This is a genomic window from Pseudoscardovia suis (assembly GCF_002797875.1).
Taxonomy (GTDB): Bacteria; Actinomycetota; Actinomycetes; order Actinomycetales; family Bifidobacteriaceae; genus Pseudoscardovia; species Pseudoscardovia suis.
The window spans coordinates 1-24840 of the sequence record NZ_PGFC01000009.1; the positions used below are offsets into that span (position 1 = coordinate 1).

Consider the following 24840-nt stretch of genomic DNA (forward strand, 5'->3'; position numbering starts at 1 on the left):
GACCGGACCCAGCCGGCCGCCGCCCCTCGAAGCAGCAAGAGAAGAACATACACCACCCCCCGCAAAAACACAAACCACCCACAAACCCACACCCCCAAAACCCAACAAACAAGCCACCACCCACGGCGTGTCGCACACACCCACAAACACACCACACAACAACACAAAACAACCCACAAACACACCCACAAACACCAAAAACACCCCAACAAAAACAAAAACCCGCGTGTCGCGTCTTGCGACCACGCGGGTTGCGCCTCAATCGACCGCCTTACCGCTCTACACGATTCCCCACCGGTGTATCGCCAGTTCCCAGAAACTTACTTACGCGGAATAAGGCTGCCTCGCTTGCGCCCTGTTTGCGCCCTGCCTGCCCTATGCGGCGACCTCGCCGCCATGTGCAGCGATAGTTTCGTCGACCAAGCGCGGCAACGCGTCCTGGATCGGCTCCGAGATGAGGCGCTTGGCGATCGAATCGTATTGGGTGCGTCCCATGTTCATGATCGTTACCGGCACGCCCGCCTGAGCGGCGATCGGGGCCAGGCTTGCCGCCGGATACACCTCCAGCGTCGAACCAATCACCCAGAACTCATCTGCCTGTGTCACAGCCTGCATGCTGCGCTCCATTGCGCCCTCGGGCAGAGATTCGCCGAAATACACGACATCCGTCTTGATGATGCCGTTGCACACCTCATCGCCTCTATATGGCAGATTGCGGTGGCAATGCGGATCCGGCTCGGCATCGAGGTTATTCATGATGTCAGCCGTGTCGTATTTGTGGTGGCAGCGCATGCAATGCGACGTGCCGATGGTGCCATGGAGGTTCACGATGAGGCTGGGGCTGTTGCCGGCTTTCTCGTGCAAGGCATCGAAGTTCTGCGTGGCGAGAAGGCTCAGCAAGCCAGCCTTCTCGAGCTTGACGAGCGCCTTATGCGCCGTGCCAGGCTGGGCGCCCCACACAGGGCTTTCTTTCTGCCAGCGCCACGAATATTCGCGCGCTTTCTTATCGGAGAGGAACAGATCGATGTCGTATACGCTCTGCTGATCGGGATGCTTGGTCCATACGCCGTCAGGACCACGAAAATCAGGGATTCCGGCGCTTGTGGAAATGCCGGCGCCGGTCAGCACTGCAACCTTGTATGTCATGCTTTCAGCTTAGACGCACGAGGTTGCGCAACCCGCGTGAAATCCGCCCACAACGCAACATGCCGGTGCCTTCCCGATGAACAGTGCGGAAACTGAACGTCGGGGAAGCACCGGCATGTAGATCAGCAATCTGCCAATCAGCACGACCCGCCGATTGAGCCTGCAATCAGACCTTTAACCAGGCCTGCAACCAAGCCTGCAACCAAGCCTGCAATCAGTAGATCTGCTTGGGATCGTAACCTTCGCCGCGCAGGGTCTCGAGGATCTGCGCGATGTGGTCGGGGCCGTTGGTCTCGACGGTGACCTCGAGCACCACCTTGTTGGAGTAATGCGTGTCGGCCTTGAACTGGTCGTGGGTGAGCTCGATGACGTTGGCGCGCAGGTCCGCGAGAATGCGGGCAATGTTGACGAGCTGGCCAGGCACGTCCGGAAGCTCCACGGAGAACGACATGATGCGGCCGCGGGAGATCATGCCCTGCTGGATGACCGCGCCGATCGTGACGGTATCGATGTTGCCGCCAGACATCACGGGCACCACGACATGCGGGCCGGACGCCTCGTTGTAGGCCTTGCACTGCAGCTCGAGCTGGCCGAGCGCCGCCACGGAGACCGCGCCTGCACCTTCGACGACGAGCTTGTGCTTCTCCATCATCGTCATGATGGTCTCGTAGATGTCGCGCTCGGAGACCTGCACGAGGCCATCAAGGTACCGCTGGAGCAACGCGAACGTGAGGTCGCCGGGGTGCTTGACGGCAACGCCTTCGGCGATCGTGTGCACTTCGTCGGCCTCGACCACATGGCCGGCGATGAAGCTTTCCTTGAACGCGGGGCTGCCGATCGGGATGGCGCCGATGACGCGCACATCCGGGCGGAAGATCTTCGTCGCCATGGCGATGCCGGCGCCCAGGCCGCCACCGCCGAGCGGCACGACGATGTCGGTGACCTCGGGGAGGTCCTCGAGAATCTCCATGGCGATGGTGCCTTGGCCGCACAGCACGTCATAGTCATCGAACGGCGGGATGAAGGTCATGCCGCGGTCCTTGGCGAGCTGGATGGCGTAAGCGTTGGATTCGTCGAACACGTGGCCGTGCAGCACCACCTCGGCGCCGAGCGCTTGGGTGGCGTCGACCTTGAGCGGCGGCGTGATGTCGGGCATGACCACGATCGCCTTGGCATGGCGTTCGCGAGCGCCGTAGGCGACGCCCTGCGCGTGGTTGCCGGCGGAGGCGGTGACCACGCCGTGCGACAGCTCCGCGTCGGACATCGACGCGATCTTGTTGTAGGCGCCACGCAGCTTGAAGGAACCTGTCTTCTGCAGGTTCTCCGGCTTGAGATACACCTGCGCTCCGGTGCGGTCGCTCCACTCGTCGGAATGGATGAGCGGCGTATGGCGGACGGTCCCCTTGAGGCGCTCGGCGGCGGCTTCCATGTCGGCCTTGTGGTCGCGCTTGAGATACTTCTCGACTTCAGATTGCTCCATGCGCATCATCGTAATCCTCCCCCACGTCCCAAGCACGTAACAAGAGCGAGAAATGGACGGGCTTGCGGCCTCGTGTCCCGACACGGGGCAAATACAGCGCGAACACGATGCGAGCGCCGCAAACAGACAATCGAATATCAACACCAGAAATGCATGCCCCCCCCCGCGAATCTAGAGCCAACGGCAAGTTCTAGTGAGGAGAGAATCCATGGAAGGGTTTCCTGGCAAACATGCGAAACCGTCATTCATCACGAAGTGGTGGTTCTGGGGGATAATCGCAATCGTCCTCGTCGTCGCTTTAGTACCATCTCGCAGTCAGTCGCCATCGAGCGAGGTATCTTCAGCGACGGCGAGCGCAACAACCTCAGCCACCGTCTCCACAACGCCCCCTAGCGCGAACGCATCTCCGACGATTGACCTCAGTGCACAATCGCAACAGCTCATTTCAGCAATAGCCGCATCGACGAATGCCGAGGTGATGGGCACGGAGACATTCAACCCTTACGAGGAGCATAAGCAGGGCGGCCCTCATAGCCGAGTTGAGTATCGATTAGACGCATATAAAGAATCCGCCGGTGTCCACGGAACCATCAACGGCGTTTCCGTCGACACCGTTGTGTATCGCAACGGGAAAATGCAGAGAGTTTATCTGTTCGGGAACGAAAATGACGTAATGGCTTTGTACCCCCAAGTCGCGAAAGTACTTGACCCTTCCCTTTCTGATGCAGATATCACTGCAGCAGTCACGAAGTATCAAACAGATGAAGCAAAAACCCAGACCGACTTGTTGTCACTATCCGACTCGCATCGATTGATGCAATCAGATTCAATCATCGGTTCCGGGAACGATTGCGAAGCATTCATGGATGCGAATACCGGCAACTAACGCTCCCAGCTTCTTTTCATACAGCCTGAAAGACGCGGAATTGCAACGATTTTCGGGCGAAATGCGTCTTGTATAATCATGATTATACTAATCACGATTATACAAGACTTGGGCTGCGGCGATGCGGGAGAGACACCCCGAGCAAATGGCCGCGGGAAGTGCCGCAAGCAGACGGTTATTCTCACATTGGTCACTCCTGTGCGGGAATCTGATCATCCCAATAGAACGAGAAGAAGTAATCGGGCCGGGTATCGAATCGGCGTTGAGCCCCGATGTCGACGTGCCCTTCTCCCCATTCCACCGCACACGGTTCGCTCTGGAAAGTCACCTCATCTACCGACGGCACATATACGATGGTCGATCGCGACTCCAGCACGTCACCAGAGGAATCGACATGTCTCAACGTGAACCGGGTGGGTACTCCGGACAGCGAGTACCATGCCACCCTGTCGGCCTGAAGGGTGTATATACCGTCAGGCGACGCAGACTGGCACCATGTGCGATTGCCTAGAACGGGCACCTTGGTCAGGCCGAAAGAACACAGGAACACCAGGGAGCAGACGATCAAGACGTTCGCCACGAACGACAAGCCGTGCAGTGCATCCGAACCGCCGTCTGGTCTCCTCCGCTCCACAAGCCAGCACACGAAGAAGACCACAAACGCGAACGTACACAGCGCGACGATGAGGAAGGTGGCGAGGAATACGGGCACCACGACATAAAACAACACCGTTGCGAAATCACCCGCAGCAATCAGACTGGCTCTGTTCATCGCGCCGCCTGAACGCGGGCAACAAGACTCTCATTGGACGGGCAGCCCGGGAAGGTGATACGCACGTATCTTCCGCCCTTTCCGCCATCCAGGGTGCGCACATCGACACCTATCTCGGTGACGATCGGATCGCCCGCCGCACATCGGGGTATGACGAAGGTCAGGTCCTTGCCGTTCAGCGTTTGCGCCAACGACAATTGCATGCATGTGCCCACGACGCCAGGGCACGTAATTTCCCGAGGGACCCAGCCCGAGTATTGCGGGTACTCATAAGTTCCCAAACCATACGGGAACAGGGACGTGATTCCCAGTGCTAGCATGACGAACGCCAGCACAACCTTCGCGAGCACACGGCGGGGCATCAAGCGCGCCTTGGGCATCGGAAGCCTTGCCAGCGCTGCCATCCGGTTTTCCCACACTGCCGTCGCCGGGCGTGTTTGCCCTGGGCTCTGTGCTCATGACGATTCCATGTCCTTCCAGTAGATGCGGAACGCCGGCCACGAGTAAGGGGGCTTCGAACCGGTGAAGTCGCTCCCCCAATCGCTCACCACCTCCGAAGGGTCCGAAATCTCCTCGACGTCATACATGAAGACCTCGCCGTACTCCTCGTTGACCACGGCGACGCAACCCTCCAACGCACCCAGATACGTCGTCGTGTCCGTGACCACGTCCCCCGACGCATCGCGCTGCGTGACCGTGACCTCGTACCTCCCGGTATCGAACGTCAGGTCGTACACCCCGAAGGATAAAGCGTTCACGGTGATCGAACGGCTCCCGTCGGCCGTGGACGCCGTGACCTGCGAACACGCCGCGCGCCTGTCCGCGGAATGGGCATCGAACAGGAAGCCCCAGACCAAGCAGCACGGAGCGATCAGGAACGCCACGACAAAACAGGCGCAGACGAACGGCACGGGACTCGACCCCGCCCGCCGCCCCGCGCAGGCCTCACGCTCGTCCAACGCGTCGAAACCATCCATCCTCCTGAACACGCCGCCCCCTATTCAAGAGACAGGCACATGTCGAAATCCAGGCGGACCGCGACCGGCCGGTTCTCGTCGGACGGCAGGAAGACCACGACGCCCCCGCCGTCCCACCGCGCCCGCAGGCCCTCCGGGAAGCCGGATCCCCGGCTCACCGCGAAGCTCCTGCTGGCCTCCCTCCCCCGGTAGCCCCCGTCGGAGTCCGTGGTGCGGAGGGTCACGTCCACAGGGACCCTCCGGCCGAACGCCGGGTGCTTCGCCACCTGCAATGTGTAGCCGCCGTCAGGGGACACCGACGTGAGGACCACCTCCGGCGACAGGCTCGGATACACCAGCTGCCAGACAAGCGGCGCCAGCAGGACCACGAAGACAACCAGCTCGGCGAAGAACGCCGTGCGCCAGTTCCTCCGCGCCCGCCCATCCGCCACACGCCCCCTCGGGCGGGACGCCATGCGGGAATGGTCATCAAGCGTCTTCTTTGATTTGACCGGATGCATCATTCCTCTCCTCTCCTGTCCATGATGAAATCGGTGAATGCGCGTGCGGCCGCTTCGGACTGATCGGGTGTTATCGGACACTGGCCGCCTTCCTTCAGCAGTGGCCAGGTGATCACAAGATACTTGGAATTCGTGTAGGTCTTCGTCAGGTCGAAGACCTTGCTGCGGGACCAGTAATTGCTGAAGGAATGATATCGCTTGAGGCGTCCGCTCGAATAGTATTCCCGCACCCCGTCGGCGAAACCGTGGTGAGTCCACTTGATCGAGGTATAGACATTGTATGAATCGGTGTCAGCGTACATGTCGTCCATTGAGAAGGTGGTGTCATCGCCGCCTATCAGGCCATAGAACGCGTCCCGGTAGCGGTTGACGAAGTCCTCCGATCCGATCTTGCCTGTCTTCACATATCTCTTGTATCCGTCCAGCATGAGCGTCTGCAGGTCCCCAGCCCAGCCAGCGAGGTTATCGAGATGGTATTCAGGCATGAAGGATTCCGCTAAGCCCTTGAAAGATGGGTCTTTCTCGAGTCTACCGGTATCGCCAATGCCGGTTTCGTATATGTACGCCGACAGCGTCGCGCCCCAATGGCGCAGGTCCACGGCATCGCCCTTCTCGTTCGCGTTGACGGACGTTGTCGATTCGAAGTACGGCACCAGCCTCTTGCGGGTGTCCGACTGCTTCGCGTCCCAGTCCATGACGTAATCCTTGAAGCCATTGTCGACCGGTCCCCCGACGCCGGGCCATTTCGTGCCGCCCAGATAATTGGGGTTGAACTGCCTGACGAAGGAAGCGATGTACCAGTACTCGATGTCCGTGCCGTACTTCAGGATATCCTGGCCGATGCCGTTCGCCCGCGTATAGCTATAGGCGAGTTCCTCCAGCTGTCGCATTTTGTCGATGAAGTTGTCGTTCAGCTGGTAAGCCATCGGATGCGGGTCGACGCCATCCGCGTCGAGATCCCTGTCCGTGTCCGCCTGGGTGGGGTCGGACACGTAGTTCACATAGGACGGCAGGCTAGGCCACGAGTACACGGCCGACGGGGTGCCGTTGCGCGCCAGCTTCTCCGACCAGGGGCGGATGTCGATGGTCGCCGTCGTGACCGAACCCCCGAGCTCGGCGATGTCACTGGCACCGTCCTTGTCCGTGTCGGTTCCGCTCCCCTCGCGCAACGGCGCCGCGAGACGGACCACCCGGGGCAGGAAGGTGCTGTCGGACGGACCGGCGCAATCGCCGAGCACGATCCACTGCCCGCCGGCGACTTCATCGCGGATGGACTGGGCGACCTGGAGCAATTGTGACTGGAAGTCGCCGTTCAGGTCCGCAAAGATGCCGCCGGTGCCCTCCCACAGCGCCTCGTAATCGTCCTTGTGGGATTGCCCGGTGACGACGGACACATGCCACCCGGCGGCCTTGAGCCTGTCGGCGGCGTCCTGCATGCCGGCGAGCCCGTGGGAGTTGTCGGCCTTCGCGCCCGCGTCGGTGACCAGGACCACGAACCTCTCCGCACCGTCCCGCGCGTCGAGGTCCAGCACCTCGCCCAACGCATCGAGGGGCGTCTCGGGGTCGTCGCCGCCACCGTCCACGGTGAGCGCGTCAATGGCCTGCTTGAACCGCCCGAGGTCCGTGTACCAGGGGGACCCGTTGTCACGCGCGACCCTGGTGGAGTCCGGGCCGTCCGCGGTGGTGTCCCTGAAACTGACCAAGGCGAGGCTGGCGGAGACGTCGGCGCCGTCGATCCTGTCGACGAACCGGTCCACGTTGGCCTTCACGTTGCCGATGGCGCCTCCCATGCTGCTCGTCGTGTCTATGGCGAACACCACATCCGCCTGGCCTTTCACGTCCCATGTGGCGATCGTGGCGCCGGGCGCCCTCATGACCGGCGCCCTCGACAGGGACGGGGACGCGGGCGCATTCCCACCGACAGGCACCAGGCCGATCCCGCCGGCCCATTCGATGAAGTCCAGCACGAAGTAGTACCCTCCCTGCGTGATGGGCACGGTGAGAGTGCGCGCCGCCACGTCCCACCGGGCGTCCAGCGCCTCCGCCTGGCCGCCGTCCGAATGCATGACGAGCAGGCCGTTCGTGACGGTGCCGTCCGGAAGCGCATACTCATGCAGCGCGTACCCGTCGGACAACGCGAAGGAAAGCGTGCCCGAGCCGAACGAACCGTCCACCCGCGCCACGTCGCCCACGAAGCCGCGGGCGTCTCCCTTCAGCCACCCGTCGTACGCAGCGACCCTCACGCCCGCCACGTCCCGCGCCGCGCCCGTCACCTCGAGGGATGGCACGGCCAGGCTGGCGGCGTCCAGGAGCCGCGGTTCGATGCCGCCCACGGCGGACGGGCCATCCGAATCCTCCGCACCCAGGGTGCGCGTCACCGTCGCCGACGCATCGCCCGTGCCATCCCCGTCCGAATCCGCCGCCAGCGGATCCAGGCCCAGCGCGGTCTCCGCGCCGTCCGGCAGGCCGTCACCGTCCGAATCCGCCGCCAGGGGATCCGTGCCCAACGTCACCTCGCGGGCATCGTCCAGGCCGTCCCCGTCGGAATCCGGCTCCAGGGGATCGGTGCCCAGCCCCTGTTCGCGCAGGCTCGACAGCCCATCGCCGTCCGGGTCCGCGTCGCCATCCGCGACCCCATCCGCATCGCTGTCCGCCGAAAGCGGATCCGTGCCGGACCTCCCCTGCTCGAACCCGTCCAGGAGACCATCCCCGTCGCTGTCCGCGACGGCACGGTCCGTGCCGGCCACCAGCTCCATGCAATCGGCCAGCCCGTCCCCGTCACTGTCCGACTCGCCATCGACCCACGCGCCGTCCCGATACCACATCGTGCCCTCGGCCTCCAAGCCCGGCTCCATGCGCGCGGGCACCTGGCTGGCGCCATCCGTGAACACCACCCGGGCACGCGAATACCGCTCGATCCGGTACGCCCACCAGCCGCCGCCCGCATCCGACATCGCCACCCCAGGCCACGCAGGCCCCGTGTCCGAATCCGACGCATAGTAATACACCCGCGGCTCGCCCCAGCCATCCGGCCGGCGGAACAACACCGTCACCCCCTCCGGACGCGACCCGGTCCACACGCCGCCCCGGTACCACGCCTCGCCCGACACCGCGAAACCCTCCTCCATCCGGGAAGGCACCTGCCGCGACCCGCCGTCGCTGAACAACACCCTCAGCCCGTCGCCCGCGCCGAACACCGTCCTGCTCCACCAGCCGTCCCCGTCAGGGAACATGCGCGCGCCCGGCCACCCCGGCCCCGACGCACCCGACGAATCATACCAATACAGGCACACCCGGCCCCACGAATCCCAATCGAAGAAATGGACCGTCACCCCCTCCGGCTCGCTGCCATACACACGGCCGTCCACGACCCACGCGCTCCCGCCCGACAGCACGACCCCCGGCTCCCCCGCGCCAGGCCACTGCGACGCCCCGCCGTCGCTGAAAATCCCCCTCACGCTCCCATAACCGGGCACCTCGCACGAATACCAGCCGCCACCGCGCGCCTCCATCGCCACGCCCGGCCACGCCACCGGCCGCGCGTCATCCGCATACCAATAGAAGAACAGCGACTCCCAGCCATCCGAATCATAGAACCACACCGTCAGCGAACCATCGGACGAAGCCGAAGACGAAGCCGCCGGGGACCCCGAGCCGCCGGAACCATCCGCCTGCTCCGCCGCCGCGCCCGCCGCCCCGCACGACACCGCCACCGACAAAGCCACCAGGCACGCCAGCGCACGCAGCAACACGCCCCGCACGCCACGCAACCCACACGACCAGGAACCCCGACCCGTCATCGCGGTCCTCCTCCCGGGCCCGCTCCCAGGCCCCGTCCGATCCCATCAGCCTCCCACGGCAGCAAGGCGACACCGCCCCGCCAACCACGAGTGCGACAAACATAACAAACACACGACCCACGACACGCCAACACACAAAACCCACACACAACAATCACAAATCGCCACAAACTTCCCATGAGATACACGAACGCCCGCAGTATGAGGTGGGCTCACACCGCGGGCGGTTGGGGGTTGGGAATTATTGGAATCCTGCAATCAGGCAAGGGACAGAGCCGCTGGCGACCAAGTAACAGACCGGTGCCAGCAATGAGGCGACACCGACAGGTGACACGGACAGACCCTAGCTCAGAAGACGTCTCGGACAGACGGCTTAGACAGATAGCTCGTGGCTCGTGCAGCCCGCTTAGATGACGGCGTAGCCGGCGATGACGCACAGAAGCGGCACGATGACGCAGGTCGCCATGTAGGCGGCGGCGGTGCCGAGGCGTTCGCTCTTGAGCAGTGAGGTGATCTCGTTGATCGCCGTCGAGAAGGTCGACAGGCCGCCGCAGAAACCGGTGGCGAGCAGCAGCTTGGCGTCGGCACCCATCGCGCCATACGCCGCCATTGCGGCGAACATGCCGGCGAGGAAGCTGGCGATGGCGTTGATGAGCAGCGTGGTGAGCGGAAACGCCGCCTTGTAGGCACGCTTGATCTGCGTATCGATAGTGAAGCGGGTGACGGCGCCCAAGCCACCGAGCGCCGCGATGCCGAGAGCCAGAACGAAGGATGACATCACTTCACCTCGCTTTCGGATGCATCAGAGCTTGCGGATGCATCAGGGCTTTCGGACGTATCAGAATCAGCAGCATTGCCCACATCCATGGAAACGCCTGCGGAAACCGGCTCAGACGGCGCGTCAGCGACCGAGGAAGCGGAATCCGGCCCAGAATGCCCGGCAGCGGCCTTGGCACCCAGGGAAGCGCCCACTGCGGAGCCTGCGTAGGCAAGCAGCACGCCGACCACGTAGGTGAGCGCCACGTAGATGACGAACGCAACGTTGGCGGGAATCGTGGGGCCGGCGCCCGTGGTAGTCACCACAATCGAGGTGCCGCCCACGCTCTGGGAAGCGGCGTCAGCGGCATCCTGCGCGACGCGCAGCTGGGTGAAGCCTTCCAGAGCGAACGTGGACATCGTCGACAGGCCGCCGCACAGGCCCATGCCGAGAGCGCGGTTCGTGCGCTCCTTGCGGCGAGCGCCCATCCATGACGCGGCGCCAAGATACGCCGCGACCGCCGCGTAGACGAACGCGGCAAGCATGTTGGCGGTGAAGGTGCCCCAGTAGAGCACCCCGCCCGCCGAGCCGTTTTGCGGCAGCGCGACCGACAGCGCGTAACGCAGCAGGGTGCCGACGAAGCCGCCGCAGAACACCGCGGCGTACACGCCCCAATCGGTCAGAGGATTGTAGGCAGGTGCGGGCGCTGGCACGGCGTGGTCATCGGCGGCCGGCTGAGCGGCATCGGCCGGTGCATAAGCGGCAGAATCCTTGTGCAAAGCTTCAGAATCCGCCATGCCGGTCAGTCCTCCCCGAGCAGGTTGTGCACGGAGATGATGTGGTCGCGCGCGGCGCCCGTGCCGATGGCGGAGATGCGGCAGCCCGAGAGCTCCTCGAGGCGCTTCACATAGGCCTGGGTGTTGGCGGGCAGCTCATCGAACGTGTGGCAGTTCGAGATATCCTCCGTCCAGCCAGGCATCTCTTCGTAGATCGGCTTGGCGCGGGAGAAGACGTCCTGATCGGTGGGCATGTCGTCGTAACGGGTGTGCGTGCCGTCGGCGTTCTCCACGTCGTAGGCGACGCAGATCGGGATGGACTTAAGGCCGGTGAGCACGTCGAGCTTGGTGAGCACAAAGTCGGTGAGGCCGTTGACCTGGGTGGCGTAGCGCTGCACGACGGCGTCGAACCAACCGCAGCGGCGCGGGCGGCCCGTCGTCACGCCGTACTCGTGGCCTTGCTCGCGCAGCCAGGTGCCGGATTCGTCAAACAGCTCGGTGGGGAACGGGCCCTCGCCCACGCGGGTGATGTAGGCCTTGCCCACGCCGATGACGCGGTTGATCTTCGTGGGACCCACGCCGGTGCCGGTGCACGCGCCGCCCGCGGTCGGGTTCGACGACGTCACATACGGGTAGGTGCCGTGGTCCACGTCGAGCATCGTCGCCTGCGCGCCCTCGAAGAGCACGGTCTTGCCTTCGTCGAGCGCCTTGTTGAGGATCACCTGGGTGTTCGCCACGTACGGACGCAGCTTCTCGCCCATCTCGAGCAGGTAGTCGGTGGTCTTGTCGATGTCGACGGGGCGGCGGTTGTACAGCTTGACGAGCATCTGGTTCTTCTGGTGAAGCGATGCCTCGACCTTGTCGTGCAGATGGCTGGGGTTGTACAGGTCATGTACGCGAATGCCCACGCGGTTGATCTTGTCGGCGTAGGTGGGGCCGATGCCGCGACCAGTGGTGCCGATCTTGTGCTTGCCGAGGAAGCGCTCGGTCACCTTGTCGAGTTCACGATGATACGGGGCGATGATGTGCGCAGAATCACTGACCAGCAGCTTGGAGCAGTCGACGCCGCCTTCCTCGAGGTTGGCGATTTCTTGCAGAAGCACCGCAGGGTCAACCACCACGCCATTGCCAATGACCGGCGTCGCGGTGGGGCTAATGATGCCAGACGGCAGCAGGTGCAGCGCGTACTTCTTGTCACCGACCACGACCGTGTGGCCTGCATTGTTGCCGCCATTGAAACGAGCGACGTAATCCACCTTCGTACCGATGAGATCCGTCGCTTTGCCCTTGCCTTCGTCTCCCCATTGGGTACCGATAAGAACGATTCCAGGCATAGTGCCACCTTCCCTAGTCGTGCTCTCACAGACTATCGCAATGGCTCTACCGCTAGGGTTTCTCGGCACGCGCCACGCTCACAGTGTGGAATCACCACATGGAAGCCCGGGAGGAACAGAGAAGAGGCAGAGATGGCAAGAAGGATGCGGAACAGTGACAGAACGGGGCGGGGCGGCGGGACGGTGACAGGAAAGACCTTGTCACCGTCCAAATTCGCTACTTGAGTGCCTTGCCGGCGGAGCCGAGCTCTTGGCACGCCTCGACGACGCGCTTCGCCATGGAATCCTCGGCCTCGCGTCCCCATGAACGCGGATCATACTGCGCCTTGGCACCCACTTCGCCGTCCACTTTGAGCACCTTGTCGTAGTTGACGAACATATGCCCGGCGATGGCGCGGGTGAAGGCGTATTGCGTGTCGGTGTCGATGTTCATCTTGACCACGCCGTAGCTCACCGCCTGCGCAATCTCTTGCGCCGCGGAACCGGATCCGCCATGGAACACGAGCAGGAACGGCTTGTCTTCGGCCCCCTGCGGCAGCGGCGAGTGCAACTGTCCGTCGCGCACCGCCTGCGCCACTGTGGACTGAATGTCGCCGAGAATCTGTGGACGCAGCTTGACGAATCCAGGCTTGTAGGACCCGTGCACATTGCCGAAGGTGAATGCGGCGGTATACAGGCCGTTTTCGCCCAATCCCAGCCTCTGCGCAACCTGCATGCCCATGCTCGGTGTGGAATACAGCTTGTCGTCGATGGCACCGGTCATGCCATCCTCCTCGCCGCCGACCGCGCCGACTTCGATTTCTAGACCGGTGTGTGCCTTGCGCGACTTGTCAAGCAGTTCCTCGGCGATTGACAGATTCTCGTCAAGCGATACCGTGGATCCATCCCACATGTGGGAGTTGAAGAATGGCTCGCGGCCATGCGCGACTTCTTCAGCTTCCAGGTCAAGCAACGGACGCACCCATTCGTCGAGATACTGCTTGGCGCAGTGGTCGGTGTGCAGTGCGACGGTGATATGCGGATATTTCTTGGCAACCTCACGGGCGAACGCCGCCATCGCCAGGGAGCCGGTGACGCGATCGGCAACCCGTTGCCCCGAGAAATAGGCGCTGCCGCCTACCGACACTTGGATGATTCCATCGGACTCAGCGTCCGCAAGCCCTTGCAGCGCTGCATTGAGGGTCTGGGAACTGGTCACATTGATGGCAGGCAAGGCATAGCCGCCTTTACGCGCGGCATCATACATCTGCGCGTAGCGTTCAGGAGTCGCAATCGTCATGAATCTATTATCGGACGCATTTCTGACGAATCCAACATCGCAACGCCGCGGTCTCCCTCAAACAATGCGCTCAAGCAATGCGGCAAAAAGAAAAGCCGACCACAATGGCCGGCTGATGGAGCGGGCGACGGGAGTCGAACCCGCCTCTGAAGCTTGGGAAGCTTCCATTCTACCGATGAACTACGCCCGCATGGTAGTTGCGAAAAGTGAGTCTAGCACAGCCACCGGGATTGCGCATCTGGGAGAGGGCCAAATCCTTCTCCGATTCCGCAAAACGTCGCAGCCACACAGCCAGGCAACCTCAGCCTTTCGCAACCTCAGCCTTTCGCAATCACATCATTCGGAACTGCCGGAAGCGTCCGATGCAGAACCCGATGAGGCATATGCCGAGGCGCTCGAAGCGGCAGCGGAAGCCGAAGCGCTGGCGGAGGCGTTGGCTTCTTCCGTGGAGTATTCGCGGAAAATTTCAGCAGAGCTGGAATCCCCGCCATCAGGCAGGTAATACAGCCACGCGTACTTGGCCATGTCGGAATCCGAGAAACCTGCCTTCTGCACCGCGGCATAGATGTCAGAGAACGCATCCTTGGTCAATGCGCCCTGCGGCACATACGTGTAGGTCACGCTGGCGTCGGTGTCCCATGACATCGCGCTGCCATCGAGCTGCTTCAACGTGCCATCTTTGTAAAGCATCGAGTTGTAGAGCGACTCGCCCACGGCCTTGACGGTGACCGCGCAATCGCTCGCCACCGAAAGCGTGTAGGCCTTGCTGGTCTCCTGGATGTAGCTCGTGGGGATGGTGGAGCAGGCATCGGTGGCAGGGGTTGTGGAACCGGTTGCGCTCAATGTCGCGGCGCTGATTGCCGATGTGCTTGAGTCTTGGGATCCGCACGCCGCAAGGCCGACCCCCGCCACAGCGAAAACCGAGAACGCAGCAGCGGCGCGGAATGCAGCGGTGCGTGCAGCGGTGCGAGAGAAATGAAAGTGACGGGACATGGCGCCTCCCTGTGCCGGCATTCCCCGCAGCGAGCGCACACACATTGCCATTGCGCTTCGGCGAGGAACGCATTGTGATTTCGATTCACCGCGATTTTATAGCTGCTGCCTGAAAACATACTGCGAGTAGCACACTGCGAGTAGGCGCGGGAACAGGAGAGGGAACGCGCCTCCCCTGCGCAATCAGCGCGACGAGTATTGAGAGTATTGCGCATACTGCTCGTATTGCGGAATTTGCGCGGATTCCGCTGCCGCACCATGCATCTCACGGTCCATTTGGCGCAACCGCGCGATGCGGTCGGATGTCGGCGGATGCGTGGAGAACAGCTTCTGCAAGCCTTCGGCACGGAACGGGTTTTCAATCATCATCGCGGCAGTGGTTTGCGTGCTGGACGTGACGGGAATGGTGTTGCCGGAATTCACCGAGCCTTCGATGCGTTGCAGCGCCGAGGCGAGCGCAGCGGGGTCCTCGGTCAGCTTCGAACCGTCTTCGTCTGCATCGTATTCGCGGGTGCGCGAAATCGCCATTTGGATGAGCGACGCACCGATGGGCGCCAGGATGTAGGCGAGCAGCATACCCAGCGGGTTGACGCCGCGATCGTCATCATCGCGGTCGTTGCCGAAATACATGAGCGCGTAGCCCAGATAGGTGATGACCGTTGCCATGGATGACGCGATGGCGCCGGTGAGAATGTCGTGATTGTAGACATGCATGAGTTCATGGCCAAGCACGCCGCGGATTTCGCGCCATGAGCAGATTTGCAAGATTCCCTGCGTGCAGCACACCGCCGCATGACGTTCATTGCGGCCGGTGGCGAAAGCATTGGGGCTCATTGTGGGAGCGATGTAGATGCGAGGCATGGGTTTGCCGGCCTTGGTGGACAGCTCTCGCACGATTTGGTACAGCTCCGGCGCCTCTTGTTCACTGACCGGCTGTGCGTGCATGGAAGCGAGCGCCAGCTTGTCAGAGAAGAAATAGCTGAAGAAATTCGTCCCCAGGCCAAGCAACAGATAAAAGACCAGCGTGTCTTCTGACGCTCCGGTGAACCACCAGATGAGCATGATGATGCCCCACATGAGCGCAAACAGCAGCGTGGTCTTGAGTCCGTTGAAGTGCCCGTGCACATGCATCGTTCCGTTTGACATGTTCCAAGGATACAGAGCGCGGTGTCCCGGCGCTAAATTTCACTGCGCGCAAACTTCACTGCGCGCAAACTTCACCTTCACCGCGCGCCACCTTCATGCGCGATTGATTGCAGCCGCAAAAATGGTTTCGGCCCCCGCATGCGGGAACGCGGGGTTCCTATGCATACGAGGGCCGAATCGCCGTCACCGTTTCAGTGGGCTGTATGGTTCTCAGGCGGTTTCTTCGCCACGGGCGACACGCCGAATCTGATCGGGCTCGACGAGCTTGATGTGCTCACGCCCCACCTTCTCGCCCTGCGCATGCTCGAACGCAACGACGCGGTCCCAGCCTTCACGACCGATGGGCTGCAGCCCCTTGCCATGCAGGTAGTCGAGGACCTCGGCCTCATCCCCCGCCTTGTCGGCCACACGGCCCGCCATGCCGCTCGCCGCCCAATCATCGAGGATGTTGTTGACGGTCTCGAGTGCATCGGACTTCGTGGAGCCAATGAGGCCCACAGGACCGCGCTTGGCCCAGCCGGTCGCATAAACGTAAGGCACGGTCTCGGACTCGGCGTCGGCAGTCGGCTCGGTCTGGATGCGGCCTTCCACATTGAGCAGGCGTGTGCCTTTATCGTCATAGGCCACGCCGTTCACTGCGGCAGGCTTGTAGCCAATGGCATGGTAGACGGCCTGCACCGGCACGTCGTAGGTTTCGCCAGTGCCCCTCATCTTGCCATCGGGCGTCGTTTCCGTGCGTTCCACGCGCACACCCGCCACGCCACCGTTGGCATCCGTCAGCACTTCCACCGGGTTGGAATTGAAGTGCAGGTAATAGCGCTTGTTGGCCGGCTGCCCCTGGAAGTCAGTGCCGCCGTCGTATTCCATGTCTTCCGCCATGTCGCGGATTGCGTAAAGCTCCTCAACCATCTGGCGAGTGAGCTTGTCATCAGCGGCGACCTCCAGTGTCTCGTCCGACAGGTCGAAGTCGTCTTCGTTCACGATGAGCTGCACACCCGGCAGTTTCTCAAGTTCGCGCAATTCCTGCACCGAGAACTTGGCATGAGCCACGTCACGGCGCACGAACAGGTGGAGTTCACGGCAGGCGTTGGACTTGATGCCGTCATACACATTGTTGGGGATATCGGTACCCAGCAGATCATCGGCGTTGCGTACGAGCTCGCGGGCGACGTCCATTGCGACGTTGCCGCCGCCGATCACCGCCACGGCCTCATCGGTGAGAGGCCATGTGCGCGGACCCGTGGGGTAACCGTCGTACCACTCAACAAAATGCGCCGCGCCATACACGCGATTCGCATCATGCCCAGGAATGCGCAGCGGCTTGTCATCCACGGCGCCGGTGGCAAACACGATGGCGTCGTAACGGTCGCGCATCTCGTCAAGCGTCACATCCTTGCCGAATTCGACATCGCAAAACAGCCGAATCTTGGGATTATTGAGAGTCTTGGCAAGCGCCCCTTGAATGAACTTGATGGATGGATGGTCAGGCGCCACGCCGTAACGCACCAAGCCGAAGGGCACCGGCAGCTTCTCGTACAGGTCAATCGTTGCGTCGTCGCCCAAACCAAGCTCGGGGCCGCGCTGCTTCAGCTGGCGCAGAAGAATGTCGGATGTGTAGACGCCGGCGGGGCCTGCGCCCACGACTGCAACGCGCAGGGGACGCGATGCGGCATTGGTGGCGGAAAGATTCTCAGAGTTGTCAGTCATAGGAATTGATAGTAATCGTAGGGGCGGCGCAGCGGAACCCCGCCGCCCCGCACGATTTGCGTCTTTCTTTCGTTGCTTCTTCTGTTATTTCCGTTACTTCTTGCGGTCGATGAGCGCGGTAAGCGCCCACGTGATGGAGACGACATCGATGCCTTCCTGAAGGATTGCGCCGATGACTGCGGGAATGAGGTTGAACGCCGCGCATACCATGCCCACGATTGCCAAGCCCAAGCCCACGAACACCGCTTGCAGCATGACGCGCTTCGTCTGACGCGCTACGAGAATGGCGCGGGGCACCATCTCGATGTTGTCGTTCATGATAACGACCTGCGCGGATTCCGAGGCGGCGGTGCTCGTGCCATCTGTCATGGCCATGCCAATGTCCGCCGACGCCAACACTGGGGCGTCGTTGACGCCGTCGCCCACCATCATCGTGACGGTGCGCGTCATGGATTCGCCCACATACTTCATGAGCAGGCGGTCCCACCATGGGGTCTTATTGGGGATCTCTTTGCGCGCTTCCTTCACAGCGTCGGCCTTTTCGCCTGGCAACAGTTCATAGCGCACGTCATCGATGCCGACCTGTGCCGCGATTTTCTTGGCGGCGGTGGGCTTGTCGCCCGTGAGCATCGTCAGACGCTTGACGCCCAGTCGCCGCAGTTCGTCCAGCGCGGCGGCGGAATTAGGCCGGGGCAGGTCGCGCAGCACGATGCGCGCGGCAATCTGACCGTCGATGGCAATGAACGTGCCCATGCAATCGTCCGAAAGCTCGTCGAACAGTTCGCTGGGATCGGCAGGACGCACCTTGCCAATCACCACGTCGTCATCCACGACCTCCATCACATAGCCAAAACGCCCGACGCGCACCGTGTGCCCGGACACGACGCCTTCAATGCCTTGGCCGGATTCCTCACGCACCTCGCTCACCTCACGGCGAATGTCGGGATGCTTCTTGTATTCCTTCTCGCCTGCCGCCACGATGCCGGGCGCGAGAATATGCACCGAGTAGTTCTCGATAAGCCCTGCGAGCGCGATGATTGCTGAATCTGACATGTCGAGCTTGTCGAGGATGCGCGTGGAATCGGGCCGGTCGAGGCGGATGACCTGCGGCTGCTTGCTGGTAAGCGTGCCCGTCTTGTCAAAGAACACATGGGATACGCGGCCGAGGGTCTCCAGAATCTCCTGCGACTTGATGAGTATGCCGTTGCGGGCAAGGCGTCCGGTGCCTGCCAAGTAGGCGACAGGAGCGGCGATGAGCAGCGGGCATGGCGTGGCGAGCACCAGCACCTGGGCGAAACGCACAGGCGTCTGCGCGATGAACCATGCGACGCCGGCGATGGCCAGCGAAATCACCGTGAACGGCACGGCGAGCAGGTCGGCCGTTTTCACAACGGCGGGACGCGAACTCTGGGCGCTCATGACCATTTCAAGGATGCGCTGGTATTGCGAATCGCGCGCGACCTCGGTGGCACGCAGACGGAACATCGCATCGCCGTTGATGGAACCGGACAGCACTTTCTGACCGGAGTAGATGGTGCGCGGCACAGGTTCACCGTTGACCTGTGAAAGGTCGAGCGTCGCCTCGCCATCGAGCAGCATGCCGTCGACAGGCACGGTCTCACCGGGACGCACAACAAGCGTGTCGCCGATCTGTACATCGTCCACGGTCTTGTCTTCCCAGTCGTGCCCGGCCTCGTCAGCTGCGATATGCGCGACGGTCGGCGCCGCCTCCATGAGCTTACTGAGGTTGGATTTTGCAGCGCTTTCCGCGTAATTCTCGATTGCGGAGCCGGAATACACCATGAGCACCACGACCCATGCCGCCCAGTATTCACGCACTGCGAGCGTGGAAATAAGCGCTATCACCGCCAGGATGTCGAGACCGACATGGCCTTCGCGAATGTCGCGGATCATGCCGACGACCGTCTCCACCAGGCAGATGGTGACCACGGCGATGACAATGCCATGGCTCACACGTGGTGCGGAAGTCTGACACAATGCGATGGGGATGACGCACAGTATGACGATGGGCAGCATCGGCACCATCTTGCAGATATTCCAAACCGTTCTCATGTTTACCTTGCCTCTCACGTTGTTTCGCATGCCCGGGGCGTGCGACGTTGTTCGCTGGATTGTCAAGGACGACAAGGTGTCGCGGTTTCCCTCCCGCCTCGTCTTCTTTACCTTTTCTCCATCTTCCCACATGACCCCTGTGCATGTGCAATTTGCGGTATCGGAGGTCTTGCGATCTCTTGGATTCCGTTGGAAGAGCACAAAAACGCCTTCCATCCCTCGCGTGTCGCGAATGGAATGGAAGGCGTTGGGATTCGGAGTCTCCGGCAGTGTAGTGCGGTTTAAGTTCCGCCTGCGCGTCGGAAGCCACGACCTGACTATGCCGTAGGCATAATGGTTGCCCGTTGACGCGTTTGCGCCAGCGAATCAATCACCGTCAGTTATTGTCGCCGTTGCCGAACAGGCCGAACGGATCGTACAGGCCGCCGCTATCGCCGTTGCCGTTGCTATTGCCGTTACTGCCGTTATTGTTGCCGTTGCTGTTGCTGGACGACGAGGAGGACGACGTGCTCTCCGTTTGGTCCATGGTGACTTGGATGTCTTGCATGGCGCCGTTTCTGATGACGGTGAGAGTGACGGTATCGCCCTTGTTGGTGGCGCGCACGTAGCCGAGCACCGACGAGGAGCTGTTGACGAGGTTACCGTTGTAAGCCACGATCAAGTCACCCTTCTGCAGTCCGGCCTTTTCTGCCGCGGAACCAGAGGTGACGCTTTCGATCTGTGCGCCGGCGCGGTATCCGTTGTTGTATTCGACGTACTGCGTAGAGACCTGCACGCCGAGCTGCACGTGTGCGACGGAACCGGTGTTGATGATTTGGTCGCATACGCTCTTCACCAGGTTCGACGGGATTGCGAAGCCGATGCCGATGGAACCGGACGACGAGGAATCAGAGCTGCTCGACGAACTTGTGGTGGCGATCGACGAGTTGATGCCGATGACCTGACCTGCGCTGTTGAACGTAGGGCCGCCGGAATTACCCGGGTTGATGGCGGCGTCAATCTGGATGGCGTTCGTCACAACAACCGATGATGAAGAGGATGACGAGGAGTCATCATAGGTGGAGACCGGGCGGTTCAGCGCGGAGATGATGCCCGTGGTCGTCGTGTTCGACAGTCCCAGCGGATTACCGATGGCCATGACGCCTTCGCCGACTGCAAGGCTGTCGGAATCAGCGAAGGTGATGGGCGAGAGACCGTCTGGCACCGTGTTCATCTTGAGCACCGCAAGATCGGTCGTCGCATCCGTGCCCACGACAGTGGATTCATACATCGAACCATCGGAAAGCGTCACATAGATCTTGGAGGCACCGGAAACGACGTGATTGTTCGTCACGACATGCCCATCGGTGTCGAGGATCGCTCCTGAACCGCGAGCGCTGCCCTCATTGGTCGTCACGAGGATGGATACGACAGAATTGCTCACGTTCTTGGCGACGGTGACCCAATCGGAACCGTCGGCGACCTGCGTGGAGGAGCCGGTATCGGTGCCGGTGGAGCTCTTCAGAGCGGTCGTGGACGTTGAGGTCGAGCCGACTTTAATCCAGCCGTGTTCGACTGCCGCAAAGCCGATCGCCAGAGACAGCGCAACAGCCACGATGGCTGCAATCACGGCTGTCAGGACTGGAGATGCGCCGTTTTTCTTCATTTGTGCTGCCGGCGGCTGCTGCGGGAACGGCTGCTGCGGTCCGTTGCCAGCGTTGCCAGCATTGCCGCCGTCCGCGCCAAATCCAGGGCCAGCGTTCACATTCGCCGCGTACCCGGCATTGGCTGCGTCGTTTGCCTGAGGGGCCTGAGGATTCTGATATCCCGGCGTGGTGTAACCGGTGTTCTGCCCATTGGCGCCCGACATGCCGGCATTCGGATCGGAATACCCGTAGTCGTATGCACCATAACCCGGCGCCAGACGATAACCGGTGGATTCAGCAGGACGCTGGGAAGCCGCACCATAGTCCGGAGCGGGATCGGGAATCGTCTGGATGGGCTGGGTCGGCTGGGTGGCATTAATCGGTTCGGTGGGCTGAGCGTCCGAAGCCACATACAGCGGCTTCGTCGGCTGCTGCGACGCGTCCTGTCCTGCCTGCGCCTGCTGGTCGGCGGACGCATCACTGCCCGTGGTGGAATCATTGGAATTGCTAGAGGTGTCGGGGGTCGAACTCCACGAAACCTGGTTCCAGGAATCCTGCTGCGGATCCCTCTGGGAATCGTTATCGCTCATGCTTCATGCTCCTTCGTGCATCCGCGGGTTGCCCCGCCGCATTCGTGTGCTGATAGAAAGTAAAGAGCACAATCCTGAAAGCCTTCTAAATGCCGCATGAAAGAAAACATCCAACTTGTGTGCAAATTCCTCATGGCGTCATCTACCCCGCTCGCACCTGCGGGAATCCGATTGGCGAGCTGACATTGATAGGCGTGGGATGCCATCGCCTATGACGGCGGGAATCCACGGGAATCAGCCCCGCCGCGTAATCTGATGGCATGACTTCCGAGGGTTTGACAGCACAGCCACCACACATGACCGACGCAATCGCAGGCGCAGCCATCGCCGCAACGGCCGCGACCTGGCCGGCGACGCCGCTCGGCGCGCACCCCGACAAGCCCGGCGACCGCGCGGCATTCGGTTTCACGATCGGCACCCGCATACCGGGGCGCCATGGCCGCACCGGCGTCATCCACACGCCTCACGGCGACATCGCCACGCCGGCGTTCGTGCCAGTCGCCACGCAAGCGACAATGAAAGGCGTGCTGCCTGAGCAAATGCGCGACCTGGGAGCCCAGTGCCTGCTGGCGAACGCCTTCCACCTGTTCGAACGCCCCGGCGAGGATGTGCTCGACGAGGCGGGCGGCTTGGGGCGTTTCATGAACTGGGGCGGCCCCACATACACGGATTCCGGCGGTTTCCAAGTGCTTTCACTCGGCGCAGGATTCAAAAAGACGCTGGCGATGGACGTGCAGGGCATGAAATCCGACGACGTGATCGCCAAAGGCAAGGAACGCCTGGCGTTCGTTGATGAAGATGGCGTGACATTCAAGTCCCCGCTCAATGGCGCCAAGAAGCGTTTCTCTGCGGAAATCTCCATGGGCATCCAACACAAAATCGGCGCTGACATCATGTTTGCGTTCGACGAGCTGACCACCCTCATGAACACGCGCCAATACCAGGAGAAGTCCGTGGAGCGCACGTTCCGCTGGGCCAAGCGCTGCGTGGCCGAGCATGAGCGCCTCACGCAGACGCGCCTCGGCAAGCCGTACCAGGCGCTGTTCGGCGTGGTGCAGGGCGCGAACTACGAGGACCTGCGCCATCTGGCCGCACGTGAAATCGCATCGCTGGACTTCGACGGCTTCGGCATCGGCGGCGCCATCGAAAAGCGGATCCTGGGCGACACGTGCCGCTGGATCTGCGACGAGCTGCCGGAGAACAAGCCGCGTCATGTGCTGGGAATCGCGGCAATCGACGACATCTTCGCCGCGGTGGAGAACGGCGGCGACACCTTCGACTGCGTGGCGCCGGCCCGCGAGGCGCGCAATGGCGCGATCTACACGCGCACGGGGCGCTGGAACATCAAGCGTGCGGCGCTGAAGCACGACTTCCGGCCGCTCGACCCCACCTGCGACTGCTACACCTGCACGCACTACACGCGCGCCTATCTGAACCACCTGGTGCATACGCGCGAGATGACCGCAAGCACGTTGGCGACGATTCACAACGAACGCTTCTTCGTGAAGCTGCTGGGAGATATCCGCGACGCGATCGACGGCGGATACTTCCCTGAATTCCGGGACGAAACGCTCGCACGCTTCTACGGCGGCTCGGACCGTGTGGCGCCGGGAACGCACGCGAATTCAGGCGCAGCAGATTCGCAATAAACGCACCGCCAGGCGCGCCAATGATCTGTCGGAATCTGCCGGGCCCACGAGGCACACGCCGCACGGCAGACCCTCATGGGTGCGCAGCGGGATGTTCACGGCAGGCAGGCCGCCGACTCCGGCGAGGGACGTAAGGCGGATCGTGGCCGCACGCGCGGAGGCGATGCGCCTGGCGGCGTCTTGCGATGCGCTGGCCGGCGGCGCCACGGACGAAGCGGTGGGGATGACCAGCACACGGTTCCCCAAGCGCTCCCGGAGTTCGGCGCGGGCAGCACGCAGGCGGCGCAAGCCCTCCTCGTAGTCCGGCTGCGCGAGTCGCGAGTCCCGCCGAAACCGCGCTGCGATGTCGGGGGCGAGGGCATCCCAGTTGCGACCCACCCACGCGCCATTGTTGCGCCACGCTTCATACCCGCGCACCGATTGGAAAATAGATTCCCACCAATCCAAATCCTCCGGCGTCACCTCCATGCGCGTCACCGAGGACGATCCCGCGGAAGACGGCGCCGACAGCGCCTCGCCACGCCTTCCGACAACAGCAACCAGCCGGCGGCGGAACCCGTCCACCGCTTCCGCGACATCGGGCTCCACCGCCGCATCGAGGCCGGGAGCCACGGCGAAATCCACGGCTTGCGGCGCATCAGGGATGGCGATGCTGTCATCGTCAGGCATCAGGGCATCGACCGCCCGAATAAAGACCTTCGGATCGCGCGCCAGCAGGCCCACGGTGTCGAATGACTGCGACAGCGGGTGCACAAGGTCGCGCGGAACGCGATTCCATGTGGTGCGAATCGCCCACAGCCCCTCATACGAACCGGGGATGCGCAAGGATCCGGCGGTGTCCGTGCCCAGGCCGACATCCGCTTGTCCGGTGGCCACTGCGGCGGCAGGACCGGAGGACGAACCGCCGCTGATGCGCCCGGGGGCGCACGGATTGGGCGGAGTGCCGTAATGCGCATTTGTGCCGGCGAGGGAATAGGCGAATTCATCGGTTTGCGCAATGCCGACAATGGACGCTCCCGCCTCCATCAAGCGCATGACGGCAGGGGCGGTGGCGTGTTGCGCCGCGGATTCGGCAAGGAAACGCGGGTTCCCCGCGCCGATGGCGAATCCCTTCACGGCAAACAAATCCTTGACGGCAACGCCAAGGCCCTGAAGCGAAGCGCCGACGGATGCGGAACCACCAGAGCTATCAGATTCAGCGGGCATGGCAGGCGAGGGCACGAGCGGATTCCCCACGACCCGCCAGATCGCTGTGTCGAATGCCCGCGACGCCGAGAAAACCGGCGGTCTTGAAACGCTGACCGCCGCGGCACTTGCCGCAGCACCGTCCGCCGAGCTGTTCACATCCAC

General features: G+C 62.3%; 20 protein-coding genes and 1 tRNA gene. 2 read left to right on the top strand and 19 right to left on the bottom strand.

Annotation, left to right across the window (positions count from 1 at the left end; all coding sequences use genetic code 11):
* From CLV65_RS08940 to ilvA, 3 genes are all read right to left on the bottom strand, one after another.
* Nucleotides 1–246: hypothetical protein (locus CLV65_RS08940; RefSeq protein WP_211287613.1), on the bottom strand; the 246-nt coding region annotated here is incomplete at its 3' end.
* Between the two features lie 129 nt (nt 247–375).
* A complete protein-coding gene (locus tag CLV65_RS08120) occupies nt 376–1146 on the bottom strand; it encodes an SIR2 family NAD-dependent protein deacylase (protein ID WP_094691249.1) in 771 nt (256 codons plus the stop codon).
* Nucleotides 1147–1360: 214 nt separating this feature from the next.
* Nucleotides 1361–2626: a threonine ammonia-lyase gene (ilvA, locus tag CLV65_RS08125; protein WP_094691274.1), complete on the bottom strand. Its 1266-nt coding sequence runs from the start codon at nt 2624–2626 to the stop codon at nt 1361–1363.
* Nucleotides 2627–2834: 208 nt separating this feature from the next.
* Here ilvA and CLV65_RS08130 point away from each other — a divergent pair, with 208 nt between their 5' ends.
* The gene (locus CLV65_RS08130) at nt 2835–3512 is read left to right on the top strand and encodes a hypothetical protein (RefSeq protein ID WP_094691250.1); all 678 of its coding nucleotides are present in this window, start codon (nt 2835–2837) and stop codon (nt 3510–3512) included.
* Between the two features lie 190 nt (nt 3513–3702).
* Here the strand turns inward: CLV65_RS08130 and CLV65_RS08135 are convergent, their stop codons facing one another.
* The 15 genes from CLV65_RS08135 to CLV65_RS08205 form a co-directional block, all read right to left on the bottom strand.
* On the bottom strand, nt 3703–4284 hold the full coding sequence (locus CLV65_RS08135) for a hypothetical protein (protein ID WP_094691251.1): 582 nt from the start codon (nt 4282–4284) through the stop codon (nt 3703–3705).
* Complete coding sequence (locus CLV65_RS08140) at nt 4281–4688, bottom strand: hypothetical protein (protein WP_094691252.1); 408 nt, start codon at nt 4686–4688, stop codon at nt 4281–4283. The genes CLV65_RS08135 and CLV65_RS08140 overlap by 4 nt, the downstream gene beginning before the upstream one ends.
* Before the next feature lie 51 nt (nt 4689–4739).
* Nucleotides 4740–5261, bottom strand: a complete 522-nt coding sequence (locus CLV65_RS08145) for a hypothetical protein (RefSeq protein ID WP_094691253.1) — start codon at nt 5259–5261, stop codon at nt 4740–4742.
* Nucleotides 5262–5281: 20 nt separating this feature from the next.
* Complete coding sequence (locus tag CLV65_RS08150; RefSeq protein WP_094691254.1) at nt 5282–5764, bottom strand: hypothetical protein; 483 nt, start codon at nt 5762–5764, stop codon at nt 5282–5284.
* Entirely contained in the window at nt 5761–9561 is a 3801-nt protein-coding gene (locus CLV65_RS08155; protein ID WP_094691255.1) for a starch-binding protein, read from the bottom strand. The genes CLV65_RS08150 and CLV65_RS08155 overlap by 4 nt, the downstream gene beginning before the upstream one ends.
* A gap of 406 nt (nt 9562–9967) precedes the next feature.
* Entirely contained in the window at nt 9968–10339 is a 372-nt protein-coding gene (locus tag CLV65_RS08160; protein WP_094691256.1) for a fluoride efflux transporter FluC, read from the bottom strand.
* The gene (locus tag CLV65_RS09240; RefSeq protein WP_094691257.1) at nt 10339–11115 is read right to left on the bottom strand and encodes a fluoride efflux transporter FluC; all 777 of its coding nucleotides are present in this window, start codon (nt 11113–11115) and stop codon (nt 10339–10341) included. The genes CLV65_RS08160 and CLV65_RS09240 overlap by 1 nt, the downstream gene beginning before the upstream one ends.
* A 5-nt stretch (nt 11116–11120) precedes the next feature.
* Nucleotides 11121–12428, bottom strand: a complete 1308-nt coding sequence (locus tag CLV65_RS08170) for an adenylosuccinate synthase (protein WP_094691258.1) — start codon at nt 12426–12428, stop codon at nt 11121–11123.
* Nucleotides 12429–12645: 217 nt separating this feature from the next.
* Nucleotides 12646–13707: a class II fructose-bisphosphate aldolase gene (gene fbaA / locus CLV65_RS08175; protein WP_094691259.1), complete on the bottom strand. Its 1062-nt coding sequence runs from the start codon at nt 13705–13707 to the stop codon at nt 12646–12648.
* Nucleotides 13708–13823: 116 nt separating this feature from the next.
* Nucleotides 13824–13897: transfer RNA gene (locus CLV65_RS08180), tRNA-Gly, on the bottom strand.
* A gap of 146 nt (nt 13898–14043) precedes the next feature.
* Nucleotides 14044–14700 carry a hypothetical protein gene (locus CLV65_RS08185; RefSeq protein ID WP_094691260.1) on the bottom strand — a complete coding sequence of 219 codons (657 nt, stop codon included), beginning with the start codon at nt 14698–14700 and terminating at the stop codon, nt 14044–14046.
* Nucleotides 14701–14883: 183 nt separating this feature from the next.
* Entirely contained in the window at nt 14884–15846 is a 963-nt protein-coding gene (gene htpX / locus CLV65_RS08190) for a zinc metalloprotease HtpX (protein WP_244569147.1), read from the bottom strand.
* Nucleotides 15847–16056: 210 nt separating this feature from the next.
* Nucleotides 16057–17553 (bottom strand): FAD-dependent oxidoreductase, encoded by a 1497-nt coding sequence (locus tag CLV65_RS08195; protein WP_094691262.1) that lies wholly within the window; start codon nt 17551–17553, stop codon nt 16057–16059.
* A 93-nt stretch (nt 17554–17646) separates the two neighbouring features.
* Complete coding sequence (locus CLV65_RS08200; RefSeq protein WP_094691263.1) at nt 17647–19626, bottom strand: heavy metal translocating P-type ATPase; 1980 nt, start codon at nt 19624–19626, stop codon at nt 17647–17649.
* A gap of 376 nt (nt 19627–20002) precedes the next feature.
* Nucleotides 20003–21841, bottom strand: a complete 1839-nt coding sequence (locus CLV65_RS08205; RefSeq protein WP_094691264.1) for a S1C family serine protease — start codon at nt 21839–21841, stop codon at nt 20003–20005.
* Between the two features lie 296 nt (nt 21842–22137).
* On the opposite strand from CLV65_RS08205, the gene tgt reads away from it, so the two are divergent.
* Entirely contained in the window at nt 22138–23490 is a 1353-nt protein-coding gene (tgt, locus tag CLV65_RS08210; protein WP_094691265.1) for a tRNA guanosine(34) transglycosylase Tgt, read from the top strand.
* On the opposite strand, the gene CLV65_RS08215 is transcribed toward tgt, so the two are convergent.
* Nucleotides 23467–24840, bottom strand: coding sequence for an amidase family protein (locus CLV65_RS08215; RefSeq protein WP_094691266.1), 1374 nt, complete (start codon nt 24838–24840; stop codon nt 23467–23469). The two genes, tgt and CLV65_RS08215, sit on opposite strands and share 24 nt — an antisense overlap.